Genomic DNA, 23,233 nt, shown 5'->3' on the forward strand with positions numbered 1-23,233 from the left:
CTCTATCCTCCGAGAACTTCGCCACCGGCAACGGCGATCGCCTGGCCGGTGATTGCGGTCGCTCTTTCCGACACCAGCCAGGAGACCGTGTCTGCCACCTCATCCGGGGTCACCAGGCGCCCTTGCGGATTGGAACGGGCAAGGCTGGCACGTGCCTCCTCGCGCGAACGACCGGTCTTCTCGCTGATCGTGTCGAGTGCGCCATCGATCAGCGGCGTGTCGGTGAAACCCGGGCAGACGGCATTGACGGTCACGTCGGTTCGCGCCAGCTCGAGTGCCAGAGCGCGCGTCAGCCCGACGACGCCGTGCTTCGATGCGCAATAGGCAGATACATAGGCATAGCCGGTGAGGCCCGCCGTGCTTGCGACATTGACGATGCGGCCGTTGCCGGCCCGGCGCACGGAGGCAAGGGCTGCCTGCGTTACGAGAAAGACGCCGGTGAGGTTGATCGAGATTACCCGCTGCCAGAGCGCGAGATCGGTCTTCTCGAACGGCGCCGAGGGCGCTTCGCCGGCGCAGTTGACGAGAACGGCGATCTCTCCGCTCTTGGCAATCGCAGCCGCAATGCCTTGCTCGATGGCGGACGGGTCGGTCACGTCAAACCCATGGTGGACGTGGGCTTCGCCGCCCGATGAGAGAATCTCTGCTCGCACGGCTTCCAGCGGTGCTGCGCGTCGCCCGGCAAGGCTGACGATATGGCCGTCGGCGGCAAGCGCAAGCGCGATCGCCTTGCCGATCCCGCTGCCCGCGCCTGTGACAAGGGCGTGCCTCTTGCTCATGGCTTGCCCGCCGTCGTTGCCGCACGCGTTAGATTGTTCACATATTGCGCGCGGGCGGAGTGGTACTGCTTGGGCCAGGGCTGATCGTCATAGCCGATCTTTGCCGCCTCATGCATGACGAAGGATGGGTCGGCCAGATGCGGGCGGGCAATCGCGCAGAGGTCGGCGCGACCGGCAGCGATGATGGAATTGGCGTGGTCGGCCTCGGATATCGCCCCGACGGCAATCGTCGCGACCTGGATCTCGTTGCGGATCTTGTCGGAAAAGGGTGTCTGGAACAGGCGGCCGTAGACCGGCTTTTCCTCTTTCACCACCTGACCGGAGGAGCAGTCGATCATGTCGGCGCCGGCCTCCTTGAACAGGCGGGCAAAGATCGCCGCGTCCTCGGGCGTGTTGCCGCCTTCGTGCCAGTCATGCGTCGAAAGGCGCACCGACATCGGCCGATCCTCGGGCCAGGCCTTGCGGACCGCATGGAACACCTCGAGTGGGAAGCGGGCGCGAGCCGCATGGTCGCCGCCATATTCGTCCGTGCGAAGGTTGGTGAGCGGCGACAGGAAGCTCGACAGCAGGTAGCCGTGCGCCACGTGCAGTTCGAGGATGTCGAAGCCGAGATCGCGGGCCCGTTCGGTAGCGTGCACGAAGTCCGCGATGACGCGGTCCATGTCGGCACGCGTCATTTCGCGCGGCATGTCCGAATGCTTGAGATAGGGCAGGGCAGACGCCGAGATGAGCGGCCAGGCGCCTTCGCTCAAGGGCTGGTCGATGCCCTCCCAGGCGAGCTTGGTTGCGCCCTTGCGTCCGGCGTGGCCGAGCTGGATGCCGATCTTGGCGGGTGTCTGCTGGTGCACGAAATCGACGATCCGCTTGAAGGCATGCGCCTGCTCGTCGTTCCAGAGACCGAGGCATCCGGGCGTGATGCGGGCATCGGCCGATACGCAGGTCATTTCCGGGAAAACGAGAGCGGCGCCCCCCATGGCGCGCGCGCCGAGATGCACCAAGTGGAAATCGTTCGGCACGCCATCGGTCGCCGAATACATCGCCATCGGCGAAACGACGATGCGGTTCTTCAGCGTCAGGCCGCGGAGCTTGAACGGCGTGAACATCGGCGGCGGGACCGTGCCGTTTGCGGCCGGCTCGACGCCGGCGCGTTCGGCAAACCAGCGCTCGAAGCCTTCAAGCCAGTCCTTGTCGCGGAGGCGAAGGTTCTCGTGGCTGATGCGCTGCGAGCGGGTCAGCATCGAATACATGAACTGCTCGGGCTCCAGCGTATCGGCATAACGCGTGCCGGCGACTTCGAACCACTCCATGGCATTGCGGGCCGCATTCTGGATGCGGGCGACATCGACCCGGCGTACCTCCTCGTAAGCAGCGAGAACGGCGGGGATATTGGCCTTGTCGTGGCCGAGAATGTCGAACTGCCGGGTGAGCTCGATGGCGTCGTCGATCGCAAGCTTGGTGCCTGAGCCGATGGCGAAATGGGCTGTATGGGCGCTATCGCCCATCAGAACGACGTGGCTGCGGCCGTTGAAATGGCTCCACTTCTCGCAGATCAGCCGACCGAAATTCAGCCAGGCCGAGCCACGCAAATGGCGTGCATTGGTCATCAGCTTGTGGCCGTCGAGGGTCCCGGCAAAGAGCTTTTCGCAGAATTCGATCGACTGCTGCTGGTCCATCTGGTCGAGACCATGGGCCCTAAAGACGTCATCGGTGGTCTCGACGATGAAGGTCGAGGTGTTTTCGTCGAAGCGGTAGATGTGCGCCTGGAACCAGCCATGTTCGGTGCGCTGGAAATCGAAGGTGAAGGCGTCGAACTGTTTGTTCGTGCCGAGCCAGACATAGCGGTTCGGCCGAACGACCATATCGGGCCGGAAGACGTCGGCGTATCTGTTGCGGATGCGCGAATTGACGCCGTCGGAGGCGATGATCAGATCCGCGTCGGCGAACTGCTCGTCGCTCTCGACATCCTGCTCGAACACCAGTTCGACGCCGAGTTCGAGGCAGCGCTCCTGAAGGATGTTGAGCATCTTCTTGCGGCCGATGCCGACGAAGCCGTGGCCGGTCGTCCTGATCTTGCGGCCCTTGAAGACCAGCTCGATATCGTCCCAATGGTTGAAGGAGATCTCGATCGCCTCGGCTGTCTCCGGATCCCATTGGCGCATCGATTGCATGGTGGCATCCGAGAAGACGACGCCCCAGCCGAAGGTGTCGAAGGCGCGGTTCCGCTCGACCACGGTTACGTGGTGTTCCGGGTGCTGGCGCTTCATCAGCAGCGCGAAATAGAGCCCGGCTGGCCCGCCACCGATACAGACGATCCGCATGTCGTTCTCCTCCCGAGTTCCGGCTGCGTGGGTCGCTGTCGAGATGCCGTTGGCCGTCATCCCGGACTGCTGGGAACAAGGTGGACTCGTTCGGGAGAAATTTCAAGCTTAAAATTGTTTTGGGTCGACGTGATGCCTATACGCGCGTTCAGACGACGGCGCGTGGTCATCACGCCGCTCTATGCTCTTGGGAAAAGGGAAGAGTGTTGCCCTCAGGAGTTGCGGGCCAGGGAAGCGATAACGGACCGCTTGAGCTTGGCAAGCTCGTCCATCAGCACGCCACCGTCCTGCGGTGAAACACCCGCGAACAGGTCGGAGATCCAATCGGCATGGGTTGCTGCCATCTTCTCGAATTCGGCGCGGCCGAAGGGGGTCAACGCGATGACCTGCACGCGGCGATCCGTCGGGAGCGTCGTGCGGCTGATGTGGCCGCTCTCGGTCAAGCGCTCCACCAGCACCGTAATGTTGCCGGGCGAAACCATCATGCGCTTCGAAACTTCGCCCAGCACCATGCCGTCAGGGGCGCGTTCGAGCTGGGCCATCAGGTCGAAGCGCGGCAAGGTCGAATCGAATTCTTCCCGAAGCCGGCGACGAATCTCGCTCTCGACCAGCGTCGAGCAGGTCAGCAGGCGCAGCCAGAGCCTGAGCTCGGCGCGGTGATCGCCTGGAGCTTCGAGCGCCTTGGTCTCGCCATCCACCCATTCCGGCGAAGTATCGAACTTGTCTTCACCCATCATTGCAAACGCCCGCTTCTTTTCCTGCGCCTTGGCAGGCACTTCCCTGTCTCTTTGCTTTTAGAGACGTTTCCGGCTCTTGGACAGGCTGTCACGCGCCGTCATTTGGACGCATGCCGCGGCAACAGCGCTGCAGGGCGGCCGCCATCTTCGGACTGGTCGTAGACATTGACCGTAAAGCCGATGTGGTCGGTCATCAGCTTTCGGGCGCGGTCGACGTCGCGGTCGAGTGCGGCCTCCATCAATTCCGTATGATGCTCTATCGCCATCGCGTCCTGCAAGGCGGCAACCGCTTCCTCGTAGCCCTCGCTCATCCCTGCCGCAGCGCGCAGTGTGGGGGCAAGGCTCAGGAAACGGTGGTGGCGGCGGAGCTGGTCGGAGATCGTCGCCTGGAAGCGGGAAAGCCAGCTCGATCTCGCCGCACCGATCAGCGCGGTGTGAAAGGCGGCATGCTTCTCGTCCCACTCGTCGATCTCGCTTTCGGAGACGTTTTCGACGGCAATCTTGCAGCGCGACAAGCGATAGTGGGCGGTGACGACGGCGGACTCCCATGCGCTGTCACCATTTTCGATCGACTCGATGAGCAGCGGAATTTCGACGACCTGCCGCGCTCGGGTGAGGTCGTCGAGCGCCTCTCGCGAGACCGGCGCGACGGCAAAGCCGCGATTGCTGATGGCCGTGACAAGACCCTCCGCTTCCAGCCGCGACAGCGCTTCGCGCAGAGGCGTCCAGCCGATCCCGTAGCTTTCGCGCAGCGCGCTCAGCTTCATCGGTGCGCCGGGCTGCAGCCGCGTCGCCAGAATGTCGCGGCGGAGCAACCGGTAGGCCGATTCGGTTTTGGTCGACTGTTCGTGGTCTTGCATCAAGTTCCCTTAACGCCCACATCGGATCGACACAATTATATATAGTTCTGCGGCTCAGATGAAAATATATATATTTATTTGACAAGACCTCCGACCGTCGCCATCATCCACGCACGCCGCCGAGGAGGGCGGTAACGCTCGTCAAATTCTGGGAGGGATGTATGAGCAGGCTTAAGAGCACTTGGCTTTCGGGGTTGGTCGTCGCCGGCGCAATGGCGTGGGGGCTGGGAACGGCTGCCGCTGATCCGATCCGCATCGGCATCGCCAACTTCGGCGAACATCCACAACTGAGCGCGTCGATCGCCGGCTTCAAGAAGGCGCTGGCTGAAAACGGCTTCGTCGAAGGCAGCGACGTCGTCTACACCGAGAGCCACACCAATTTCGACGCCTCGCTGGTTCCGCAGATGATTGCCAAGCTGCAGGCCGAACAGCCGAAACTGATCTACACCATCACGACGCCGGTCTCGCAGATCGCCAAGAAGGCGCTCGCCGGCTCCGGCATCCCGGTTGTCTTTTCTGCCGTCACCGATCCGGTGGCCGCCAAGCTCGTTCCGTCCTGGGAGGCCGGTGACGAGGGGATGACCGGTGCGACGGACCTTCAGGACGTTGGCGCCGTGATGGCCTTTACCCGCAAGCTGCTGCCCGAAGCCAAGCGCTTCGGCGTGCCCTATAACCCGGGCGAGGCGAACGACACGGCGCTGCTCGACAAGATCAAGGAAGCCGCACCTGCCGCCGGCTTCGAAGTCGTCGCTGTCGGCGTCGACAACGTCAACGACATTCAGCAGCGCATCGCCTCCTTCGCCGGCAAGGCCGACGTGATCTACACGCCCGCATCCAACCTGCTGCAGCCGGCAATCGGTGCCGTTTCTGCGGCGGCACGCCAGGCAGAGATCCCGATCGTCAATTCCGACGATGGCGCCGTCCGCGATGGCGTCGTGCCGGCAAGCTTTGCCGTCAACTACGAGCAGGTCGGCGTCAATGCCGGCAAGATCGCTGCGGAAATCCTCAAAGGCAAGGACCCGAAGACCATCGCGCCGTCGCGCCCGAGCTATGAAGACCACGCGCCGCTGATCTCGAAAAAGGCGACGGCCGCCTTCGGCATCGAAGTGCCGGCAGCGCTCGCCACCGACTGCAGCTGCGTCGTCGACTGATCTCCAATTGGTCTCAACAGTGGCGGCGCCGGGAGCGCCGTCACTCCACGGATAGGGGGAGCCAATGCTGGAAATCAGATCGGCCCGCAAGGTTTTCTACAAGGGGCAGGCAGACGAGAAGGTCGCGCTCGACGGCCTCAAACTCAGCCTCGCCACAGGCGAATTCGGTGTCGTCATCGGCTCGAACGGCGCCGGCAAGAGCAGCATGCTCAACGCCATCTCCGGCGCGCTCGTGCTCGATAGCGGCCAGGTCGTCATCAATGGCGACGACGTGACGGCCATGCCCGTGCACAAGCGTGCCATGCGGCTTGCCCGCGTTTTCCAGGACCCGATGCGCGGCACCGCCGCCAGCATGACGGTGGCGGAAAACATGTTGCTCGCCGAACTGCGCAGCAACAAGCGCACCCTGCGTCGCGGGCTGAATACGACGCGGCTCGCCACCTACAAGGAACGGCTGTCGCTGCTAGGCCTTGGCCTCGAAAACCGTCTCGATACGCGGGTGGAGCTTCTGTCCGGCGGACAGCGGCAGTCGCTGTCGCTGATCATGGCGGTCGGCGGTGAGCCGGAACTGCTGCTGCTCGACGAGCATACCGCAGCACTTGATCCCCGCACCGCCGATATCGTCATGCAGGCAACGATCCGCGCGGTCGAGGCGCTGAAGCTGACGACGCTGATGGTGACACACAACATGCAGCATGCGGTGGACTTCGGCCACAAGGTGATCATGCTCGATGCCGGGCGCGTCCGCCTCGAGATCGACGGCAAGGAAAAGGCCCAGACGACCGTGCCTGAGCTGATCGGCCATTTCTCCGTCAAAACCGACCGCATGTTCCTGGCGAGCTGACGATCATGGATATTCTTCAAAACACCATCGCGAGCTTCGTCTCGCTCGTTCCCGTCACTCTGGCGCAGAGCCTGATCCTCGCCTTCGTGGTGCTCGGGATCATGATCCCGTTCCGCATGTTGAGCTTCCCGGATCTGACCAGCGAAGGCGCGTTTCCGCTCGGCGGCTGCGTCTGCGGCGTGCTGATGGCGGCGGGGATGTCGCCGCTGGCCGCGATCGCCATCGCGCTCGTCGCCGGCTTCGTTGCCGGCTGCTGCACGGCTTTCATCCACCTGCGGTTCCGGATCCACACCCTGCTCGCCGGCATCCTGATGATGACGATGCTCTATTCGATCAATCTGCGCATCATGGGCCGGTCGAACCTCTCGGTCTTCGGCGCAACGACGGTGTTCGACTGGGCGCCGGGGCTGCAGCCGGGCTTCCCGGCAAGCAAGATTGTCGTTGCCGGTTTGATCGCGCTCGTTGTCTTCTTCGTGCTCTATCATTTCTTCCGCACCGAGAAGGGCACCGCCGTCCGTGCCGTCGGCGCCAACCCTGATATGGCCGAAGCGCAAGGCATCAACGTCTGGCTGGCGACGATCGGCGGTGTCGGGCTTGCCGGCGCGTTTTCCGCAGGCAGCGGCGCGCTGATGGTGCAGTCGCAGGGCTTCGCCGACGTCAACATGGGCCTCGGCATCCTGATCAACGGCCTTGCGGCGCTCATGATCGGCGAGGCGATCGTCGGCAAGCAAAGCGTGCTGCGCCAGCTCGCGGCCCCCTTTGTCGGTGCGATCGTCTACTATCAGCTCGTCTCCTTCTGCCTGGCAGCCGGTATGCCCCCGCCGGACCTGAAACTTGCGACCGGCCTGTTCGTTCTCGCCATGCTGGCTCTTCCGAGCCTCAAGCGAAGCCGCGGACCGGCACCTGCCCGCGAAACCGTTCGCGAATAGATGAGGACCACCTTCATGAATGCAGTTCCTGATTTTGTTGCGATCGAGGCGATGGATGCGGCCGATGTGCTGCGTCCGATGCGCGAGCGTTTCATCTTGCCGCAGAACCTGATCTACCTGGACGGCAACTCGCTTGGCGTCGCCTCGACCGCCGCTTTCGACGAACTTCGCAAGGCCGCGACCGAGGAATGGGGGCAGGATCTCATCCGCAGCTGGAACACGGCCGGGTGGTTCGAGATGCCGCTTGCGCTCGGTGACCGGGTCGGGCGGCTGATCGGGGCGGCCGCCGGCCAGACTGTCGTTTGCGATACGACGTCGATCAACATCTACAAGGCCCTGCACGCGGCCATGGCGCTGCGGCCCGATCGCTCTGTCATCGTCAGCGAAGGCGGCAGTTTCCCGACGGACCTCTACATGGCCGAGGGCGTGGTTTCGACGCGCTCGGGCGCTTCGTTGCGGCTCGAAGGGGTCGATGCGCACGATATCGAGGACCTGATCAACAGCGACGTTGCCGTGGTTCTGGTCAACCATGTCAACTACAAGTCCGGTGAACTGCGCGACATGGCGGCGCTGACACGCAAGGCGCATGAGCATGGCGCGCTGGTCATCTGGGATCTCTGCCATACCGCCGGCGCCCTGCCTGTCGATCTCGATGGCGCCAATGTCGATTTTGCCGTCGGCTGCACCTACAAGTACCTGAACGGCGGTCCTGGCGCGCCTGCCTTCATCTATGCCGCGACCCGTCATCACGGCGATATCCGCCAACCGCTCACCGGCTGGTGGGGCCATGCCCGCCCCTTCGCCTTCGAGAAGCACTATGCGGCCGGCGAGGGCATCCGTCGTTTCCTCTGCGGCACGCAGCCGATCCTGTCGCTGCGGGCGCTGAAGGGCGCGCTCGACGTCTGGGACGAAGTCGACATGAACCAGTTGCGCGAGAAGAGCATCCGGCTCACCGATCTCTTCATCACGCTCGTCGAGGCGAAATGCGCTGCCTACGGCCTGGAACTCGAGAGCCCGCGCGACGGGACAAAACGCGGAAGCCAGGTTTCGTTCAGCCATCCGAACAGCTACGAGATCATGCAGGCGCTCATTGCCCGTGGCGTCATCGGCGATTTCCGCGCCCCCACGACGATGCGCTTCGGCTTCACGCCGCTCTATGTGAGCTATGCCGATGTTTGGCGGGCGGTCGGAATCCTTGAAGAGATCCTTCTCACGGGCGCATGGCAGGACGCGCGCTTTGCGGTCCGCGCAGCCGTGACCTGATCTCGATGGTGGACTGCGGGCGGTCTGCCGTCCGCAGTCGAAAGCCGAGTCATAGGTCGCGATCCGCACGCCCGAACGCGTGAGGCAGACAGGAGACTTCGCAATGACTGCGCCGCAGCGCCCGACACCGGACGAAATCGCGGACGCTCGCGGCCGCATCGCTCCCCACTTCGCGCGAACCCCGCTGGTGCGGCTCGACCTTGGGTTCCCGGACCGCCAGATCTTTCTGAAACTGGAGACGCTCTCTCCGATCGGCGCCTTCAAGCTTCGCCCGGCGCTGAACGCACTCTTGTCGCGTGATCCGGCCGATCTGCAAAACGGCATGGCCGTCACCAGTTCCGGCAACATGGCCTATGGCATGGCCTGGGCCGCCCGCCTCATCGGTGTGCCGATGGTGGCCTACATGTATCGCGGCGCGCCGCAGACGAAGATCGACGGCGTGCGCGAGCTTGGCGGCGAGGTGCGCTTCGTCAGTACCGCGACCTGGTGGGACTACATTACCGATGCGGCCCGTCCGGATGCGCCGGAACTGCTGATCAATCCGGTGACCGATCAGGCGGTGCTTGCCGGCAACGGCTCCATCGGCATGGAAATCATCGAGGACTTGCCCGATGTCGACGTGGTGCTCACCCCCTATGGTGGCGGCAGCATGACGACCGGGGTCGCAAGCGCTGTCAAGGCCACTTCCGACCGTTGCCGTGTCTTCGCCGTCGAGGATGACAGCGCCGCTCCGGTTTCGGCGGCACTTGCGGCGGGACGGATCGTGACGATCGAGACCCGCCCGTCGTTCATCAAGAGCATCGGCGCGCCATCGCTTGTGCCGCAGCTTTGGCCAGTGGCACGGGAACTCATCGACGGGGCGATTGCCGTCAGCCCGGCCCAGGTGACCGATGCGATGCGGCTTCTGTTCAAAAAGGCCAAAGTCGTCGCCGAGGGGGCAGGGGCCGCCTCGCTCGCCGCCGCGATCTCGCGGCCCGACCTGACCGGAAACATCGTCTGCGTCATCTCGGGCGGCAACATCGACGCGGCTGCCTATTCCGTGGTCCTTGGCGGCGGCATTCCCTCGGCCTGAACGGCAAGCTCAGACGCCGAGATAGCGGTCCTGAAGTGCCGGTGTCAGCGCTGCCGGCGATCCTTCGAACACCGTCGCACCCTTTTCCAGGACGAAGCAGCGGTCGGCCACCGGAAGCAATTCCGAAAGCGTCTTGTCGACGACGAGGATCGATTGGCCGGCGACCTTCAGCGTGCGGATCGCCGACCAGATGTCCTGCCGGATCACCGGCGCAAGCCCCTCGGTTGCCTCGTCGAGAATGATCAGGCTGGGATTGGTCATCAGCGCCCGGCCGATGGCAAGCATCTGCTGCTCGCCGCCCGAAAGCGTGTTGGCATATTGGTCACGCCGTTCGCCGAGACGGGGGAAGAGCGCGACCACTTTCTCGAAGGTCCACTCGCTGCCGCGGGCCGTGGCAACCAGGTTCTCCATGACTGTGAGATTGGGAAAGCAGCGCCGTCCTTCGGGCACGAGGCCCAGGCCGAGTCTCGCTATCCGGTGCGGTCGCATGCCCGAGATCGCCTTGCCGGCGAAGCTGATCGCGCCGGAGCGCGGCCGCACGAGGCCGAGGATCGAGTTGATCGTCGTCGTTTTGCCCATGCCGTTGCGGCCCATGAGCGCGACCACCTCGCCCTCCCGCACATCGAGATTGACGCCGAAGAGTGCCTGCGATGCGCCGTAGAAGGTTTCGAGACCTTTCAGTTCGAGCAGGCTCACGCGGCTTCTCCCAAATAGGCGCGGCGAACGTCCGGATCGCTGCGGATTTCATCGACCGTACCTGTTGCGATGATGCGGCCATAAACGAGCACGGAAATGCGATCCGCAAGCGCAAAGACCGCGTCCATGTCGTGTTCCACCAGCAGCATCGGCGCTTCATGGCGCAAGCCGTCGAGAAACGACGTCAGCCGCTTCGAGCCCTCCGGCCCCATGCCGGCCATCGGTTCATCGAAGAGAAACGCCTTCGGCGAAAGCGCCAGCGCGATGGCGATTTCGAGCTGTCGGCGCTCGCCGTGGGAAAGCTCTGCCGCCGGCACATGGGCGCGCGCGGCGAGGTCCACACGCTCGAGCATCGCCATTGCCGGCTCGGTCAGGTCCCTATCGCTCGTAACCTGGCGGAAGAAGCGGAAGCTGCTGCCTTGCCGCGCCTGCACCGCCAGCATGACGTTGCGAAGCGCTGAGAACTCCTGCGCCAGCGACGAAATCTGGAAGCTGCGCGCAAGGCCGAGCCTCGCGCGGGCTGCCATGTCGAGCCCGCTGATATCCTCGCCGAGAAAGCGGATGCTGCCGCTGTCGGCCTTGAGCGAACCGGCGATCTGGTGGATCAGCGTGCTTTTTCCGGCACCGTTCGGACCGATCAGCGCATGGATCTGTCCCGGACGAAGCTCAAGGCTGACCCCGTCGGTCGCCTTGAGGGCGCCGAAGGATTTGCGGAGATCGCGGATTTCGAGAACAGGCTCAGACATGGCGCGGCTTTCCGGAGAGAAGGCCCAGCAGCCCGCCGCGTGCAAAAAGCACGATGCCGAGCAGGATGAGGCCGAGGAAGAACTGCCAGCGCTCGGTGATACCGCCGAGCACATATTCGAAGACGACGAAGATCATCGCGCCGGCGACGGGGCCGAACAGGCGGCCCTTGCCGCCGAGGATGATCAGCACGATCAGTTCGCCCGACATGTGCCAGGAGAGCATGGAGGGCCCGACGAAGCGATTGAGGTCGGCATAGAGCGCGCCGGCAAATCCGGTGATCATGGCCGAGGCGGCAAACGCGACGAGCCGGATATTGAAGGGCGCGATGCCGACGGCGGCAAGGCGGATTCCATTCTGTCTCGCCGCCTGCAGGGCGCTGCCGAAGCGCGAACCCTCGACCACGCGGAACAGGAGAAGTGCGGCCATGAGTGCCGCATAGCAGATCAGGAAATAGGGCAGGGGCTTGGCGGTGTTGACGCCGGGAAAGGCGTTGCGCACCGACATCGAGAGACCATCTTCGCCGCCATAGGCCGGCCAGGAGATCGCGAAATAGTAGATCATCTGCGCGAAAGCGAGCGTGATCATGATGAAATAGACGCCTGATGTGCGCAGGCTGATCGCGCCGATCGGCAGCGCGATGAGGCCGGCAACCGCCACGGCCGCTATCCAGATGAGCGGCATCGACGTTGTCGCCGGAATGCCGGCAAACAGCGGCTCGCCATTGAAGGCGTGGGTGGCGAGGATGCCGGCGACATAACCGCCAAGGCCGAAGAAGGCTGCGTGGCCGAAGGACAGCAGCCCGCCGGACCCGAGCGCCAGGTTGAGGCCGACGGCGGCAAGCGCCAGGACGACGACGCGGGTCGCGAGCGTCACATAGAAGGGTTCGCCCATGCCGGCGGCGACAAGCGGTGCGCCGAGAAGCAGAAGGGCAAGCAGCAGGTTGACGGTGGTTTCGCGGCTCATCTTGACCTCACGACTGTGCCGAAAACAGGCCGCTCGGCCGGAAAGCGAGGATGAGGGCCATGACCACATAGATCAGCATCGAAGCGAGCGCCGCGCCAATCGTAGTCGCCTGCGATGCGGGCATGGTGAGCGCCAGGACCGATGGGAGCAGGAAGCGGCCCATCGTGTCGACGACGCCGACGATGACAGCGCCGACAAGCGCGCCCTTGATGGAGCCGATGCCGCCGATGACGATGACGACGAAAGCGAGGATGAGCACCGGCTCGCCCATGCCGACCTGCACCGACTGCAGCGCGCCGACCAGGGCGCCGGCAAGACCCGCGAGTGCCGCGCCGAGCGCAAAGACGACCGTGTAGAGCGTGCCGATGTCGACGCCGAGCGCGCCGATCATCTCGCGGTCGGATTCGCCCGCGCGGATGCGCATGCCGAGCCGCGTCCTGGCGATCAGCAGATAGAGACCGATGGCAACCGCGATGCCGACACCGATGATCGCCAGCCGATAGAGCTGGTACTGGCCGCCGCCGGGCAGAGGCACCGCGCCCTGCAGCATGGGCGGTATGTCGAGATAGAGCGGGAAGGAGCCGAAGAGCCAGCGCGCGCCCTCGGACAGGATCAGGATCAGTGCGAAGGTGGCGAGCACCTGGTCGAGATGGTCACGATCATAGAGCCTGCGGATGACGGCAACCTCGATGATTGCACCGACGCCCGCGGCTGCCGCAAGACTGGCGATCAGGCCGATCCAGAAGGAGCCGGTGGCGGCGGCGACCGTGGCGCAGGCGAAGGCGCCGATCATGTAGAGCGAGCCGTGGGCAAGGTTGATCAGGCCCATGACCCCGAAAATCAGGGTCAGGCCGGCGGCCATTAGAAACAGCATGACGCCGAGCTGTAGCCCGTTGAGCAGTTGTTCGATCAGGAGTGCGGTGAACAAGAGGTCGGTCCAAGCTTGATGTCGGGATGACGGGGGTCATCGACCGGATGGCGGCGTCAGGGCCGCGCATCCGGGCAACGACGGGTGCGAGCGTTACATGCTGCACTTGTCGGCGTAGGCGTCCTTGTGGTCTTCGAAGGCGGTGGCGATGATCTTGTTGGTCAGGACGCCATCGTCTTCCTTCACCACCTCACGAACGTAGATGTTCTGGATCGGGTGGTTGTTGTTGTTGAAGGTGAACTTGCCGCGCACCGACTTGAAGTCCGCCGCCTTGAGCGCCGCGCGGAAGGCGTCCTTGTCCTTGACGCTTGCCTTCGATAGCGCGGCGAGGATCAGGTTTGCTGTATCCCAGCTTTGTGCGGCGTAGATCGAGGGCAGGCGCTTGTACTCGGCCTTGAAGGCCTCCACGAACTTCTTGTTGGCTTCGTTGTCGAGGTCCTTGGACCAGGTCGCTGAGTTCTTGACGCCAAGGGCAGCGTCGCCGATCGCCGGCAGGACGTCCTGGCTGAAGGAGAAGCCCGGGCCCATGACCGGGATGTTCACGCCCGACTGCGCATATTGCTTCATGAAGGCGATGCCCATGCCGCCGGGCAGGAAGAAGTAGACGGTATCGGCGCCGGAGGCGCGGATCTGGGCGATTTCGGCGGCATAATCCGTCTGGCCGACCTGCGTGTAGATCTCGCCGGCAAGAGCGCCCTTGTAGTAGCGCTTGAAGCCGGTCAGCGCGTCTTTGCCGGCCGGATAGTTGGGCGCCAGGATGAAGGCGTTCTTGTAGTCCTTGTTGGCGTATTGCCCCATCGCCTCATGGAAATTGTCGTTCTGGTAGGCGACGTTGAAATAGTTCGGGTTGCAGTTCGCACCGGCCAGTGCCGAAGGACCGGCATTCGGTGAGAGATAGATCACGTCCTGCGCGACCGCGTTCGGCACGACCGCCATGGCGAGATTCGACCAGATGATGCCCGTCATCAGGTCGACCTTGTCGCCCTGGATCATCTTCTCGGCGATCTGAACCGCAAGTTCCGGCTTCTGGGCATCGTCCTCGATCACCAGCTCCACGTCCTTGTTGCCCGACTGTTTGATTGCCAGCGTGAAGGCGTCGCGCATGTCGATGCCGAGGCCGGCGCCGCCGCCCGAAAGCGTGGTGATGACGCCGATCTTCACCGGCTCGGCATGGGCAAGGCTCGACGTCGCAAGCGAGAGGCCAAGAAGGCTCGCTGCCAGAATGCGGTTCATGCTGTTCTCCTCCTAATAGGTTCCCTTATGAGTTGTGTTCTATCAGAGACCCGTGCGCACGTGCCAGAGCTCTGGGAAGAGTTCCACTTCGAGCATCTTCTTCAGATAGGACGCGCCGGATGTACCCCCGGTTCCGCGCTTCAGGCCGATGATGCGCTCGACCGTCGTGACGTGATTGAAGCGCCATCGGCGGAAATAGTCCTCGAAATCGACCAGCTTCTCGGCGAGTTCATAGAGCATCCAGTAGCGCTCCGGGGCGCGGTAGACGGTCTGCCACGCCGCAAAGACCTTGTCGCTTTCCACGCGCGTTTCGCGCCAATCGGTCTTGCTCGCTTCGTCCCCGACGTCGAAGCCGTTGCGCGAAAGCAGCCGGATCGCTTCGTCGTAGAGCGACGGCGCGGCCAGGATCGCCTCGAGCTTTTCCATGATGTCGGGACGGTGCGCGTGCGGGCCGAGCATGGCGACGTTGCGGTTGCCGGCGAGAAATTCGATCGCCCGGTATTGCCACGACTGGAAGCCGGAGGATTGGCCGAGCGATTCGCGGAACGTGGTGTATTCGCTGGGCGTCATCGTGCGCAGCACGTCCCAGGCGCTGTTCAACTGTTCGAAGATGCGCGCCACGCGCGTCAGCATCTTGAAGGCGGGTTCCAGCCGGTCGTCGCGGATCGAGCGGACTGCGGCGTTGATCTCGTGCAGCGCGAGCTTCATCCAGAGCTCCGACGTCTGATGCTGGATGATAAACAGCATCTCGTCATGGGCCTTGGAAAGCGGCTCCTGTGCGTCCAGCACCTTCTCCAGCATGAGATAGTCGCTGTAGGACATGCGTCCCTTGAACGACATCTGGGCGCCTTCTTTCGAAGGATCGTATGATTTGCTCATGGTTTTAGTTCTCCGAGCGCAATCGGAACCGCTGGATCTTGCCCGTGGCTGTCTTCGGCAGGCTCTCCAGGAATTTGACCGATCGCGGATATTTGTAAGGCGCGATCGTCGCCTTGACATGATCCTGCAGGCGCTTGATCGTCGCGTCGTCGGCCGAGACGCCTGAAATCAACACGACATAGGCTTCGACGATCTGGCCGCGTTCGGCATCGGGGGCACCGACGACGGCGCATTCCGCGACTTCCGGGTGCGAGATCAACGCCGCCTCGACCTCGGGGCCGGCGATGTTGTAGCCGGCGGTAACGATCATGTCGTCCGAGCGGGCGGCGAAATGGAAGAAGCCGTCTTCGTCCTGGTAGAAGGCGTCGCCGGTCAGGTTCCAGCCGTCGCGGACATAATCGCGCTGGCGGGCGTCCGCCATATAGCGGCAGCCGGTCGGGCCGCGCACCGCGAGCTTGCCGACCGTACCGCGAGGGACCTCCCGCATCTCGTCATCGACGATCCGGGCTTCGTAGCCACCGACCGGCTTGCCGGTCGAGGCGGCCTTGCGGTCTTCGAAGCGGTTGGAAATGAAGATATGCAGCATCTCTGTCGCGCCGATCCCGTCGAGGATCGGCTTGCCGGTTTTTTCCGTCCACTCCTCGAAGACAGGCCCCGGCAGCGTTTCGCCCGCCGAGATCGCTACCCGGAGCGACGAAAGGTCGGCACCGTTGTCCATCGCCTTCATCATCGCCCGATAGGCGGTCGGAGCGGTAAACGAGATCGTTGCTTTGTACTTCTCGATGATCTCCACCATGTTGGCGGGCGTCGCGTGCTCGAGCAGCGTTGCCGCCGCGCCGAAACGCAAGGGGAAGATGGCAAGGCCGCCGAGACCGAAGGTGAAGGCGAGCGGCGGTGAGCCGACGAAGACATCGTCGGGTGTCACCCCGAGCACCTCCCTGGCATAGCCGTCGGCAATAACAAGGAGATCGCGATGGAAGTGCATGGTTGCCTTCGGGACCCCTGTCGTGCCCGAGGTGAAACCGAGAAGGGCGACGTCGTCACGACCGGTGTGTACCGCTTCGAAGACCACAGACTTGTCGAGCGCAATGCGGTCGAGTTCGGCGTCGTGGTTTGCTGTCCCGTCGAAGCCGACGACCTGCTTCAGGTAGCGACTGTCCTTGGCGCAGGCGATCATCTCGTCCATCAGGCGGGTATCGCAAAGCGTCAGGCTGACCTCTGCCTTGTCGACGATCTTGGTCAGTTCGCCGGCTCTGAGCATCGGCATGGTGTTGACGACCACGGCGCCGGCCTTGGTGGCCGCCAGCCAACAGGCGACCATGGCCGGATTGTTGGCCGAGCGGATGAGCACACGGTGTCCAGGCTTCACGCCGTAGTTTTCGACGAGGGCATGGGCGAGCCTGTTCGTCCAGTCGGACAGCTCCTTGTAGGTTCGCCGGCGCCCGTTGCCGATCAGCGCGGTATGGTCGCCAAAACCCTTGGCGACCATGGCATCCGTCAATTCGACGGCGGCGTTGAGATGGTCCGGGTAGTCGAAGTCTTCGAGACGGAATTCCGGCCATTCTTCCGGTGGCGGCAGATGGTCGCGTGTGAACGTATCGACGTGCGAAGTCGGTCCAAGCATATGGCGGCTGTTCCCTTGTTCAGTTTCTGCCCGTTGTCCAGGCATTTTCAAAGCCGGCTAAAGTTCTGGTCGTCGCGCGGAGCCCTGCCGTGCGAACAGACGCCAAGCCTCGCCGCATCGTCGTCGATGGGCGCATGCCGTCGCTAGGGCGGCTCCAGTGATCGTGATGGGCACAGCGAGACCTCCACTTCTCGGCTGAACATGGGGCAGCATCGCACCAGTCCAAAATTATTTCAAGCCTAAAGTTTTTTTGAATGACGCATTGCGTTTCTTGATGGGGCAGGCGATTTCTATGCGTGGGGAGACATCGAAGGGAGGATTGCATCGATGCTGGAACACCGTGTTTCCGATTGGAACGACGCCTATGCCAATGGCGTGAACATTGCGCGGGGCGACCGGTGGCCGCAGGCATGGGTTGGGCCGGCGGAGGCATTCCGCAATGCGCTTTCGGCATCAGGGCTGGCGAAACTCGACCTTGCCTATGGCGAGCGATCCAGAAATCGCATGGACCTTTTCTTCCCCGATGGCGCGGCGAAAGGCCTGGTCGTCTTCGTGCACGGTGGATTCTGGCTGCAGCTCGACAAGAGCTTCTGGTCGCATCTCGCCGCAGGCGCTGTCGCCAGCGGTTACGCCGTCGCCATGCCGTCCTACACGCTCTGCCCGGAGATCCGTATCACCGGGATCGTCGAGGAAGTCGCCGCGGCAATCGGTGAGGCAGCAAAGCTGGTCGAAGGGCCGCTGATGCTGACAGGCCATTCGGCTGGCGGCCATCTCGTCAGCCGAATGATCACGGCGACCGCGCCGCTCTCGCCGGATGTCCAGGGACGCGTCCGCAACGTCGTCTCGATCTCGGGTGTGCATGACCTGCGGCCGATCATGTCGACCGGGATGAACGAGAAGCTTGCGATCGATGAGGCGGAGGCTCTTTCGCAAAGCCCGGCGCTGCTGCGGCCGATGCGGGATACCCGCATCACCTGCTGGGTCGGCGGCGGCGAGCGCGCCGAGTTCCTGCGCCAGAATGCCCTGCTTGCCAATATCTGGACGGGACTGGGTGCAACCACGGCCGCCATCGTCGAACCGGACAGGCACCACTTCAACGTCATCGACGGCCTTGCCGACGCCGGGCATCCGCTGACGCGAACCCTGCTTTCGGTGTGAAGCGCTGTGCCGGACCAAGGGCGGGTGGTTGCGAAATCCGGGTCGCCCTTCTGGCTCGCCCTCGAAATGTCATCGAGAGGTGCCATAACACCCTAGGGTTATTGGCATAGCCCTCGGTTTCCCCGACGCTTCCAGTCTGTTCGTTGGAGGAGGGGAACATGACACAAAACATTAAACTCGATCGAACCCTTGGTCTGTGGTCCGTGGTGCTGTTCGGGCTTGCCTACATGACGCCGATGATCGTGTTCGGCACGTTCGGGGCGCTGGCCTCGGCAAGCCAGGGCACGACGGCGATGGCCTATTTCATCGCGGCGCTTGCAATTTTCCTGACGGCCGCGAGCTACGGGATCATGGCGAAGGTCTATCCGGTCGCCGGATCCGCCTACACCTACGCCCGCAAGTCGCTGAATTCCGGTGCAGGCTTCCTCGTCGGTTGGGCCGTGCTGCTCGACTATTTCTTCCTGCCGATGGTGATCTGGCTGATCGGCGCCGCCTATCTGGGTTCCGCCTTCCCGGCCGTACCGGCCTGGCTGTGGATCGTCGGCTTCATTGTGCTGACGACGGCGGTAAACGTCATCGGCATCGCTTTCGCCAACCGGGTGAACGTTGTGCTGATGCTGGTGCAGCTCACCGTGCTGATCGCCTTCGTCGCGCTGGCAGCACGCTATGTCGTTGCCATCAATGGCGTCGGTGGGCTTGCGTCGGTGCGGCCATTCTTCGAAGCGAATGTGCCGTTCAGCGCCTCGGTCGCCGGTGCGGCAATCGCGGCCTATTCTTTCCTGGGCTTCGACGCCGTCTCAACCCTGACGGAAGAGACGCGTGACCCAACCCGCACGATGCCGAAGGCGATTATGATCATCGCGGTGATCGGCGGGATCATCTTCACCGGTTCGGCCTATGTGACGCAGCTCGCCCATCCCGGCGGCGAATTTACCTCTGTGGATTCCGCTGCGTCGGAAATCGCTCTGATGATCGGCGGCGATATCTTCGTGACCCTGTTCCTCGCCACGCTCGTGGTTGCCCAGTTCACCTCGGGGCTTGCGGCACAGGCGAGCGTCGGTCGGCTGCTTTTCGCCATGGGCCGCGACGGCGTGTTGCCGATGGGGATCTTCGGCAAGCTGCATGAGAAATGGCGCACGCCGGTGTTCAACCTCGTGCTCGTCGGCATCGTCGGCCTGCTTGCGCTCACACTCGACGTGACGACCTCGACGTCCTTCATCAATTTCGGCGCATTCCTCGCCTTCACCGCCGTCAATGTCTCGGTGATCGCGCTCTATCTGCAGGGCAACGCAATCGTCCGGCCGCTTGGCGCGCTGCTGGGGCTTGTCGTTCCGGCTGTCGGCGCGGTCTGCGACCTGTTCCTGCTGTGGAATCTCGATGGCCACGCCAAGCTCCTGGGTATCATCTGGCTGGCCATTGGGGTGTGTTATCTCGCCTACCTCACCCGGTTCTTCCAGTCAGCGCCGCCGGAAGTGGAGTTCGTCGAATGATCAGCGGCGGCTGAGGAAGAGATGGAAGAGCTCCGCCTGGCTGGAAATGGAGAGCTTGGCATAAGCCTGGCGACGATGGACCTTGACCGTATTCGGCGAGAGGCCGAGCGTCGCTGCGATGGAGTAGGTCGAGTGACCCTTGAGGATCAGGGTCACGATCTCCAGCTCCCGTTTCGAGAGCAACGGGTGGCTGATCGTCGCCGCGGCGTCATCCTCCTCGCGGGGCGGGTCGAACCGCGCGCGCCAGTGCCGTTCGGCGAGTGCCCGCACGATCGGCGCAGCACTTTCCAGCCGGGCGATGTCACGGCGGGAGAAGCCGGGCACGTCGCCGATGCGCGAGAGCGACAGCACGGCATCGACATGCGGAAGCTTCAAAATGAAGCCGATCTCATCGACGATGCCGGTCGCCTGGTAGTGGCGGCGGAAGTATTCCGTCTCGGTGAAGCGGTCCGGCGCCAACCGTCGCATCACCAGGACGCCGCCGTCGAGTTTTGCGTTGCGGACAGCATCGTAGAACGGGTCGAGGATATAGGCGCCGGCAAGGTAGTGATCGACGATGGTGACGCGGTCGCCGACGATGCGCTCGTTATGGAGATCGAAGGCCTTGCCGCCTGGCGAATAGGCAAAGCCGTTCATCATTTCGAAGGCGACGAGTTGCCGAAGCGCGCGCTCCAGGGTTTCCGGGAAGCCGGGCTCGCCGAGGTTCGATATGGCCTCTGCGAGCCCGGCGTTCCAGGCATCGATATAGGCGCTCGCTCCGCCGGATGTTGCTGCCACGTCCATTCCCCACCTGTCGAAGACAAGACCTAGCACGGAGTCCGCAGTCATGCAGACGGTTTCTCGCACCCTTGCGCCCACGCATCCGCTCGACCTGCCCGCAACGGAGATCGCTGCCGGCATCCGCGCCCGCCATTTTTCGGCTGAAGCGGTCGTTGTCGAATCGCTGCGCCGCGCGAAAGTCGTCAATCAGACGCTGAACGCATTCACGCTGCTGCGGGAGGAGGCGGCAATCGCATCGGCGCGGGCGGCTGACGAACGCGTCGCAACCGGCGGTGACACGCCCGCTCTTCTCGGCGTCCCCTTCGCCGCCAAGGACCTGACACCGACCAAAGGCGATCTCACCACGCTCGGCTCCTGGACGCGTGGAAATTGGATTCCAACGGAGACGGCGCTGTGCATCGAGCGGCTGGAGGCTGCCGGCGCGATCCTGATCGGCAAGACGACGACGCCGGAATTCGCCCATTCCAGTTTCACGTCGAGCCCACGCTGGGGCGTGACCCGCAATCCCTGGAATCCGGAGCGAACCTCCGGCGGCTCCTCGGGCGGATCAGCGGTCGCTGTCGCGACCGGCGTGGTTCCCTTCGCCGAAGGCACGGACATGGGCGGGTCGGTGCGCATTCCTGCAGCACTTTCGGGCGTCGTTGGCCTCAAGCCCAGCCTGGGGCGAATTCCGATGACCATCCTGCCGAGCGTCTTCGACAACATATCCCATTTCGGCCCGCTGGCGCGCACCGTCAGCGATGCTGTCGCTTTCATGGCAGCGGCTGCCGGCCCCGATGATGCGGATATCGCCTCGTTGCCGCTCTCCTTCGCGGCCGACCGGGCAAGAGCAGGCTCACTTGCGGGCCGGCGCTTCGCCCTTTCGCTGGACCTTGGCTACTACAGCGTCGATGCCTCCGTGCAAGCCGCGATCCTTGCGGCGGTCGAGCAGCTTCGTGCGGCTGGCGCCACGGTGGAACCCGTGGACATCGGCTGGTCCCGCGCCGTCAACGACCAGTGGTACGATCTCTGGTGCGTGTTCATGGCCGCATTTTTCGGCGACGCGATCGATGGCTACCGCGAGCGCATGGACCCGATCGTCGTCGAGCTCATCGAACGCGGGCTTGGTATGAATGCTACAGTCTACAAACGGGTGGAACTGCTCCGGACTGCGATGTGGCGTGATCTCGCCATGATCCTCGCCCGCTACGATGCGCTGCTCTGCCCGACTTGCGCGGTCACGGCCCCCTCGGCTGACGCGGACGACAACGACTACATTGCCGATACGCCGGACGGGCGCTTTCGCGGGCTGGACATGACCTGCCCGTTCAACCTGCTGCCGCAGTGTCCAGCCCTGTCGGTGCCTGTCGGCCTCGCCAATGATGGCCTCCCAGTCGGCCTGCAGATCGTCGGTCGCCGCTACGCCGATGAAGACGTGCTGTCGCTCGGCGGTGCCATCGAGAGCGTGTTGCAGGCTTCGGGTCTTGCCGTCGGCCGGGCGGAGCGGTGGCGCTGGTAACGTGCGCGCCGCCGACGATCGGCCGGCTCCGACCCCTCAAAGCAGCAGGAGCTTCCTCAGCACCGAAACGACTTCCACGGCTTGCTTTTCGGCGATGTCACATCGGGCGATGAACTGGAATTAATTAAATCAATTGCTTGATTGTTGTTGTACCGGCGTGTTCCGCGAATGCGAAGCTCGGTATCGAAGAATCCGCCGATCGCGCGAGGGGCGGTCACCTCGCACTGACCGGCTAGTGAGCCACGCCATGACTTGGTGTCAGCGAATGAAGATCAGCGCCATGCCGAGGACGACGAGGGCAGCACCGGCCCAGGCGCCGGCGGCAGGCCGTTCGCCCGTCCTCAGCCACAGCATCGGCAGGATCATGACCGGCGAGGTCGCGGACAAAGTCGATACGATGCCCACCTTGCCGCCCGAGAGCGCGAAGAGCAGCAGCGTCATCCCCATGCCAAGAGCGAGGACCCCGGTCAGTGCGGTCATTGCGGCAACCTTCAAGGTCAGCGGCGCCCTCGGCTTGACCGATGGAATGGGCAGCTGGATCAGGATGCTCAGGCAGAAGGCGGCAATGCCGACACGCAGCATGGAGGCGACAAAAGGATCGATGCCGGCGGCCATGACCGGTCGTACGATGATCGAGCCGATCGCCTGGCCGGTGGCGGCGCCAAGACCGAGCAGGACGCCGATCCAAAGCGGCCCCTTGACCTTTTCCCATTCGTGCATCTGCGCCCGGCGCTTGCCGAAGAGAATGGCGAGGAACACGCCGGTGGCCGTCAGCGCGATGCCTCCAATCGCGGTTGGTGACAGCGCTTCGCCAAGCACCAGCCAGCCGAGCAAGGCGGCGATCGGCGCGTTGAGGGCGAAGAGGATGCCGGAGCGGCGCGGACCGAGCCGGTTGAGCGCGGCAAAGAGCAGCGTGTCGCCGATGAAAATGCCGATCAAGCCGGACAAAAGCAGCGGCGTGAGGCTTGTCGCATCCAGCCCACGCCACGCCCCGGTGGCGAGCACATAGATTGCCAGAAGTCCCGTGACGAAGATCTGCCGAAGGCGGTTGAAGGCGGGTGCGCCGAGGTGGCCGGCCGGTCCGGCCGAGATCAACCCCGTCAGGGCCCAGCAGGTCGCGGCCCCCAGCGCGGCGAGTTCATGAATTGGCATGATATTCCGATCGGTAGACTGCGGCCCCGAAGGAGCTCTCCTCGGCCTCCGTTAAAGCTTGAGCGAACGGCATTCGTCCAGCGCTTTTTCAGCCGCATCAACAGGGCGCTTCGTGCCGGGCGGCAGACGCTG

General features: G+C 63.7%; 21 protein-coding genes. 8 read left to right on the top strand and 13 right to left on the bottom strand.

Translation table 11 applies throughout. From position 1 onward, the window contains the following. Positions 1 to 2: 2 nt before the first annotated feature. From ASE60_RS29865 to ASE60_RS29880, 4 genes are all read right to left on the bottom strand, one after another. On the bottom strand, positions 3 to 779 hold the full coding sequence (locus tag ASE60_RS29865; protein ID WP_057255220.1) for an SDR family NAD(P)-dependent oxidoreductase: 777 nt from the start codon (positions 777 to 779) through the stop codon (positions 3 to 5). Next, on the bottom strand, positions 776 to 3,097 hold the full coding sequence (locus ASE60_RS29870) for a bifunctional salicylyl-CoA 5-hydroxylase/oxidoreductase (protein ID WP_057255221.1): 2,322 nt from the start codon (positions 3,095 to 3,097) through the stop codon (positions 776 to 778). Before ASE60_RS29870 ends, ASE60_RS29865 begins: the two co-directional genes overlap by 4 nt. A gap of 212 nt (positions 3,098 to 3,309) precedes the next feature. Further along, positions 3,310 to 3,831, bottom strand: coding sequence for a MarR family transcriptional regulator (locus tag ASE60_RS29875; protein WP_057255541.1), 522 nt, complete (start codon positions 3,829 to 3,831; stop codon positions 3,310 to 3,312). Between the two features lie 101 nt (positions 3,832 to 3,932). Further along, a complete protein-coding gene (locus ASE60_RS29880; protein ID WP_057255222.1) occupies positions 3,933 to 4,694 on the bottom strand; it encodes a GntR family transcriptional regulator in 762 nt (253 codons plus the stop codon). 161 nt (positions 4,695 to 4,855) lie between these two features. Here ASE60_RS29880 and ASE60_RS29885 point away from each other — a divergent pair, with 161 nt between their 5' ends. The 5 genes from ASE60_RS29885 (at position 4,856) to ASE60_RS29905 (ending at position 9,953) form a co-directional block, all read left to right on the top strand. Then, positions 4,856 to 5,845 (top strand): ABC transporter substrate-binding protein, encoded by a 990-nt coding sequence (locus tag ASE60_RS29885; RefSeq protein WP_057255223.1) that lies wholly within the window; start codon positions 4,856 to 4,858, stop codon positions 5,843 to 5,845. A 64-nt stretch (positions 5,846 to 5,909) separates the two neighbouring features. Beyond that, positions 5,910 to 6,689, top strand: coding sequence for an ABC transporter ATP-binding protein (locus tag ASE60_RS29890; protein ID WP_057255224.1), 780 nt, complete (start codon positions 5,910 to 5,912; stop codon positions 6,687 to 6,689). A 5-nt stretch (positions 6,690 to 6,694) separates the two neighbouring features. Continuing rightward, on the top strand, positions 6,695 to 7,618 hold the full coding sequence (locus tag ASE60_RS29895) for an ABC transporter permease (RefSeq protein ID WP_057255225.1): 924 nt from the start codon (positions 6,695 to 6,697) through the stop codon (positions 7,616 to 7,618). Between the two features lie 15 nt (positions 7,619 to 7,633). Continuing rightward, positions 7,634 to 8,881, top strand: coding sequence for a kynureninase (gene kynU, locus ASE60_RS29900; protein ID WP_057255542.1), 1,248 nt, complete (start codon positions 7,634 to 7,636; stop codon positions 8,879 to 8,881). Between the two features lie 103 nt (positions 8,882 to 8,984). Further along, a complete protein-coding gene (locus ASE60_RS29905; protein WP_057255226.1) occupies positions 8,985 to 9,953 on the top strand; it encodes a pyridoxal-phosphate dependent enzyme in 969 nt (322 codons plus the stop codon). A gap of 9 nt (positions 9,954 to 9,962) precedes the next feature. On the opposite strand, the gene ASE60_RS29910 is transcribed toward ASE60_RS29905, so the two are convergent. The 7 genes from ASE60_RS29910 to ASE60_RS29940 form a co-directional block, all read right to left on the bottom strand. Then, positions 9,963 to 10,649: an ABC transporter ATP-binding protein gene (locus ASE60_RS29910; protein ID WP_057255227.1), complete on the bottom strand. Its 687-nt coding sequence runs from the start codon at positions 10,647 to 10,649 to the stop codon at positions 9,963 to 9,965. Beyond that, positions 10,646 to 11,395 (bottom strand): ABC transporter ATP-binding protein, encoded by a 750-nt coding sequence (locus tag ASE60_RS29915; protein ID WP_057255228.1) that lies wholly within the window; start codon positions 11,393 to 11,395, stop codon positions 10,646 to 10,648. Before ASE60_RS29915 ends, ASE60_RS29910 begins: the two co-directional genes overlap by 4 nt. After that, a complete protein-coding gene (locus ASE60_RS29920) occupies positions 11,388 to 12,359 on the bottom strand; it encodes a branched-chain amino acid ABC transporter permease (RefSeq protein WP_057255229.1) in 972 nt (323 codons plus the stop codon). Before ASE60_RS29920 ends, ASE60_RS29915 begins: the two co-directional genes overlap by 8 nt. Before the next feature lie 7 nt (positions 12,360 to 12,366). After that, complete coding sequence (locus ASE60_RS29925; RefSeq protein ID WP_057255230.1) at positions 12,367 to 13,287, bottom strand: branched-chain amino acid ABC transporter permease; 921 nt, start codon at positions 13,285 to 13,287, stop codon at positions 12,367 to 12,369. A 93-nt stretch (positions 13,288 to 13,380) separates the two neighbouring features. Then, positions 13,381 to 14,520, bottom strand: a complete 1,140-nt coding sequence (locus ASE60_RS29930; protein WP_057255231.1) for an ABC transporter substrate-binding protein — start codon at positions 14,518 to 14,520, stop codon at positions 13,381 to 13,383. Between the two features lie 42 nt (positions 14,521 to 14,562). Continuing rightward, on the bottom strand, positions 14,563 to 15,399 hold the full coding sequence (kynA, locus tag ASE60_RS29935; RefSeq protein ID WP_057255232.1) for a tryptophan 2,3-dioxygenase: 837 nt from the start codon (positions 15,397 to 15,399) through the stop codon (positions 14,563 to 14,565). Between the two features lie 4 nt (positions 15,400 to 15,403). Next, complete coding sequence (locus tag ASE60_RS29940) at positions 15,404 to 17,023, bottom strand: benzoate-CoA ligase family protein (protein ID WP_057255233.1); 1,620 nt, start codon at positions 17,021 to 17,023, stop codon at positions 15,404 to 15,406. Between the two features lie 327 nt (positions 17,024 to 17,350). Between ASE60_RS29940 and ASE60_RS29945 the strand changes: the two genes are divergently transcribed. Further along, positions 17,351 to 18,181, top strand: coding sequence for an alpha/beta hydrolase (locus ASE60_RS29945; RefSeq protein WP_057255234.1), 831 nt, complete (start codon positions 17,351 to 17,353; stop codon positions 18,179 to 18,181). A gap of 158 nt (positions 18,182 to 18,339) precedes the next feature. After that, positions 18,340 to 19,671: an APC family permease gene (locus ASE60_RS29950; protein WP_057255235.1), complete on the top strand. Its 1,332-nt coding sequence runs from the start codon at positions 18,340 to 18,342 to the stop codon at positions 19,669 to 19,671. Here the strand turns inward: ASE60_RS29950 and ASE60_RS29955 are convergent, their stop codons facing one another. Continuing rightward, positions 19,672 to 20,448, bottom strand: a complete 777-nt coding sequence (locus tag ASE60_RS29955; protein ID WP_244495733.1) for a LuxR C-terminal-related transcriptional regulator — start codon at positions 20,446 to 20,448, stop codon at positions 19,672 to 19,674. A gap of 49 nt (positions 20,449 to 20,497) precedes the next feature. Here ASE60_RS29955 and ASE60_RS29960 point away from each other — a divergent pair, with 49 nt between their 5' ends. Beyond that, positions 20,498 to 21,949: an amidase gene (locus ASE60_RS29960; protein WP_057255237.1), complete on the top strand. Its 1,452-nt coding sequence runs from the start codon at positions 20,498 to 20,500 to the stop codon at positions 21,947 to 21,949. A 258-nt stretch (positions 21,950 to 22,207) separates the two neighbouring features. Here the strand turns inward: ASE60_RS29960 and ASE60_RS29965 are convergent, their stop codons facing one another. Continuing rightward, the gene (locus ASE60_RS29965; protein WP_057255238.1) at positions 22,208 to 23,101 is read right to left on the bottom strand and encodes a DMT family transporter; all 894 of its coding nucleotides are present in this window, start codon (positions 23,099 to 23,101) and stop codon (positions 22,208 to 22,210) included. Between the last annotated feature and the right edge of the window lie 132 nt (positions 23,102 to 23,233).

Origin of the sequence: Ensifer sp. Root278, assembly GCF_001429285.1 — a bacterium.
Classification (GTDB): Bacteria; Pseudomonadota; Alphaproteobacteria; order Rhizobiales; family Rhizobiaceae; genus Ensifer.

Excerpts from the sequence above, each read along its gene's own strand:
- ASE60_RS29865 (WP_057255220.1), bottom strand. The coding sequence starts at position 779 with ATGAGCAAGAGGCACGCCCTTGTCACAGGCGCGGGCAGCGGGATCGGC.
- ASE60_RS29870 (WP_057255221.1), bottom strand. The coding sequence starts at position 3,097 with ATGCGGATCGTCTGTATCGGTGGCGGGCCAGCCGGGCTCTATTTCGCG.
- ASE60_RS29875 (WP_057255541.1), bottom strand. The coding sequence starts at position 3,831 with ATGGGTGAAGACAAGTTCGATACTTCGCCGGAATGGGTGGATGGCGAG.
- ASE60_RS29880 (WP_057255222.1), bottom strand. The coding sequence starts at position 4,694 with ATGCAAGACCACGAACAGTCGACCAAAACCGAATCGGCCTACCGGTTG.
- ASE60_RS29885 (WP_057255223.1), top strand. The coding sequence starts at position 4,856 with ATGAGCAGGCTTAAGAGCACTTGGCTTTCGGGGTTGGTCGTCGCCGGC.
- ASE60_RS29890 (WP_057255224.1), top strand. The coding sequence starts at position 5,910 with ATGCTGGAAATCAGATCGGCCCGCAAGGTTTTCTACAAGGGGCAGGCA.
- ASE60_RS29895 (WP_057255225.1), top strand. The coding sequence starts at position 6,695 with ATGGATATTCTTCAAAACACCATCGCGAGCTTCGTCTCGCTCGTTCCC.
- kynU (WP_057255542.1), top strand. The coding sequence starts at position 7,634 with ATGAATGCAGTTCCTGATTTTGTTGCGATCGAGGCGATGGATGCGGCC.
- ASE60_RS29905 (WP_057255226.1), top strand. The coding sequence starts at position 8,985 with ATGACTGCGCCGCAGCGCCCGACACCGGACGAAATCGCGGACGCTCGC.
- ASE60_RS29915 (WP_057255228.1), bottom strand. The coding sequence starts at position 11,395 with ATGTCTGAGCCTGTTCTCGAAATCCGCGATCTCCGCAAATCCTTCGGC.
- ASE60_RS29920 (WP_057255229.1), bottom strand. The coding sequence starts at position 12,359 with ATGAGCCGCGAAACCACCGTCAACCTGCTGCTTGCCCTTCTGCTTCTC.
- ASE60_RS29930 (WP_057255231.1), bottom strand. The coding sequence starts at position 14,520 with ATGAACCGCATTCTGGCAGCGAGCCTTCTTGGCCTCTCGCTTGCGACG.
- kynA (WP_057255232.1), bottom strand. The coding sequence starts at position 15,399 with ATGAGCAAATCATACGATCCTTCGAAAGAAGGCGCCCAGATGTCGTTC.
- ASE60_RS29940 (WP_057255233.1), bottom strand. The coding sequence starts at position 17,023 with ATGCTTGGACCGACTTCGCACGTCGATACGTTCACACGCGACCATCTG.
- ASE60_RS29945 (WP_057255234.1), top strand. The coding sequence starts at position 17,351 with ATGCTGGAACACCGTGTTTCCGATTGGAACGACGCCTATGCCAATGGC.
- ASE60_RS29950 (WP_057255235.1), top strand. The coding sequence starts at position 18,340 with ATGACACAAAACATTAAACTCGATCGAACCCTTGGTCTGTGGTCCGTG.
- ASE60_RS29960 (WP_057255237.1), top strand. The coding sequence starts at position 20,498 with ATGCAGACGGTTTCTCGCACCCTTGCGCCCACGCATCCGCTCGACCTG.
- ASE60_RS29965 (WP_057255238.1), bottom strand. The coding sequence starts at position 23,101 with ATGCCAATTCATGAACTCGCCGCGCTGGGGGCCGCGACCTGCTGGGCC.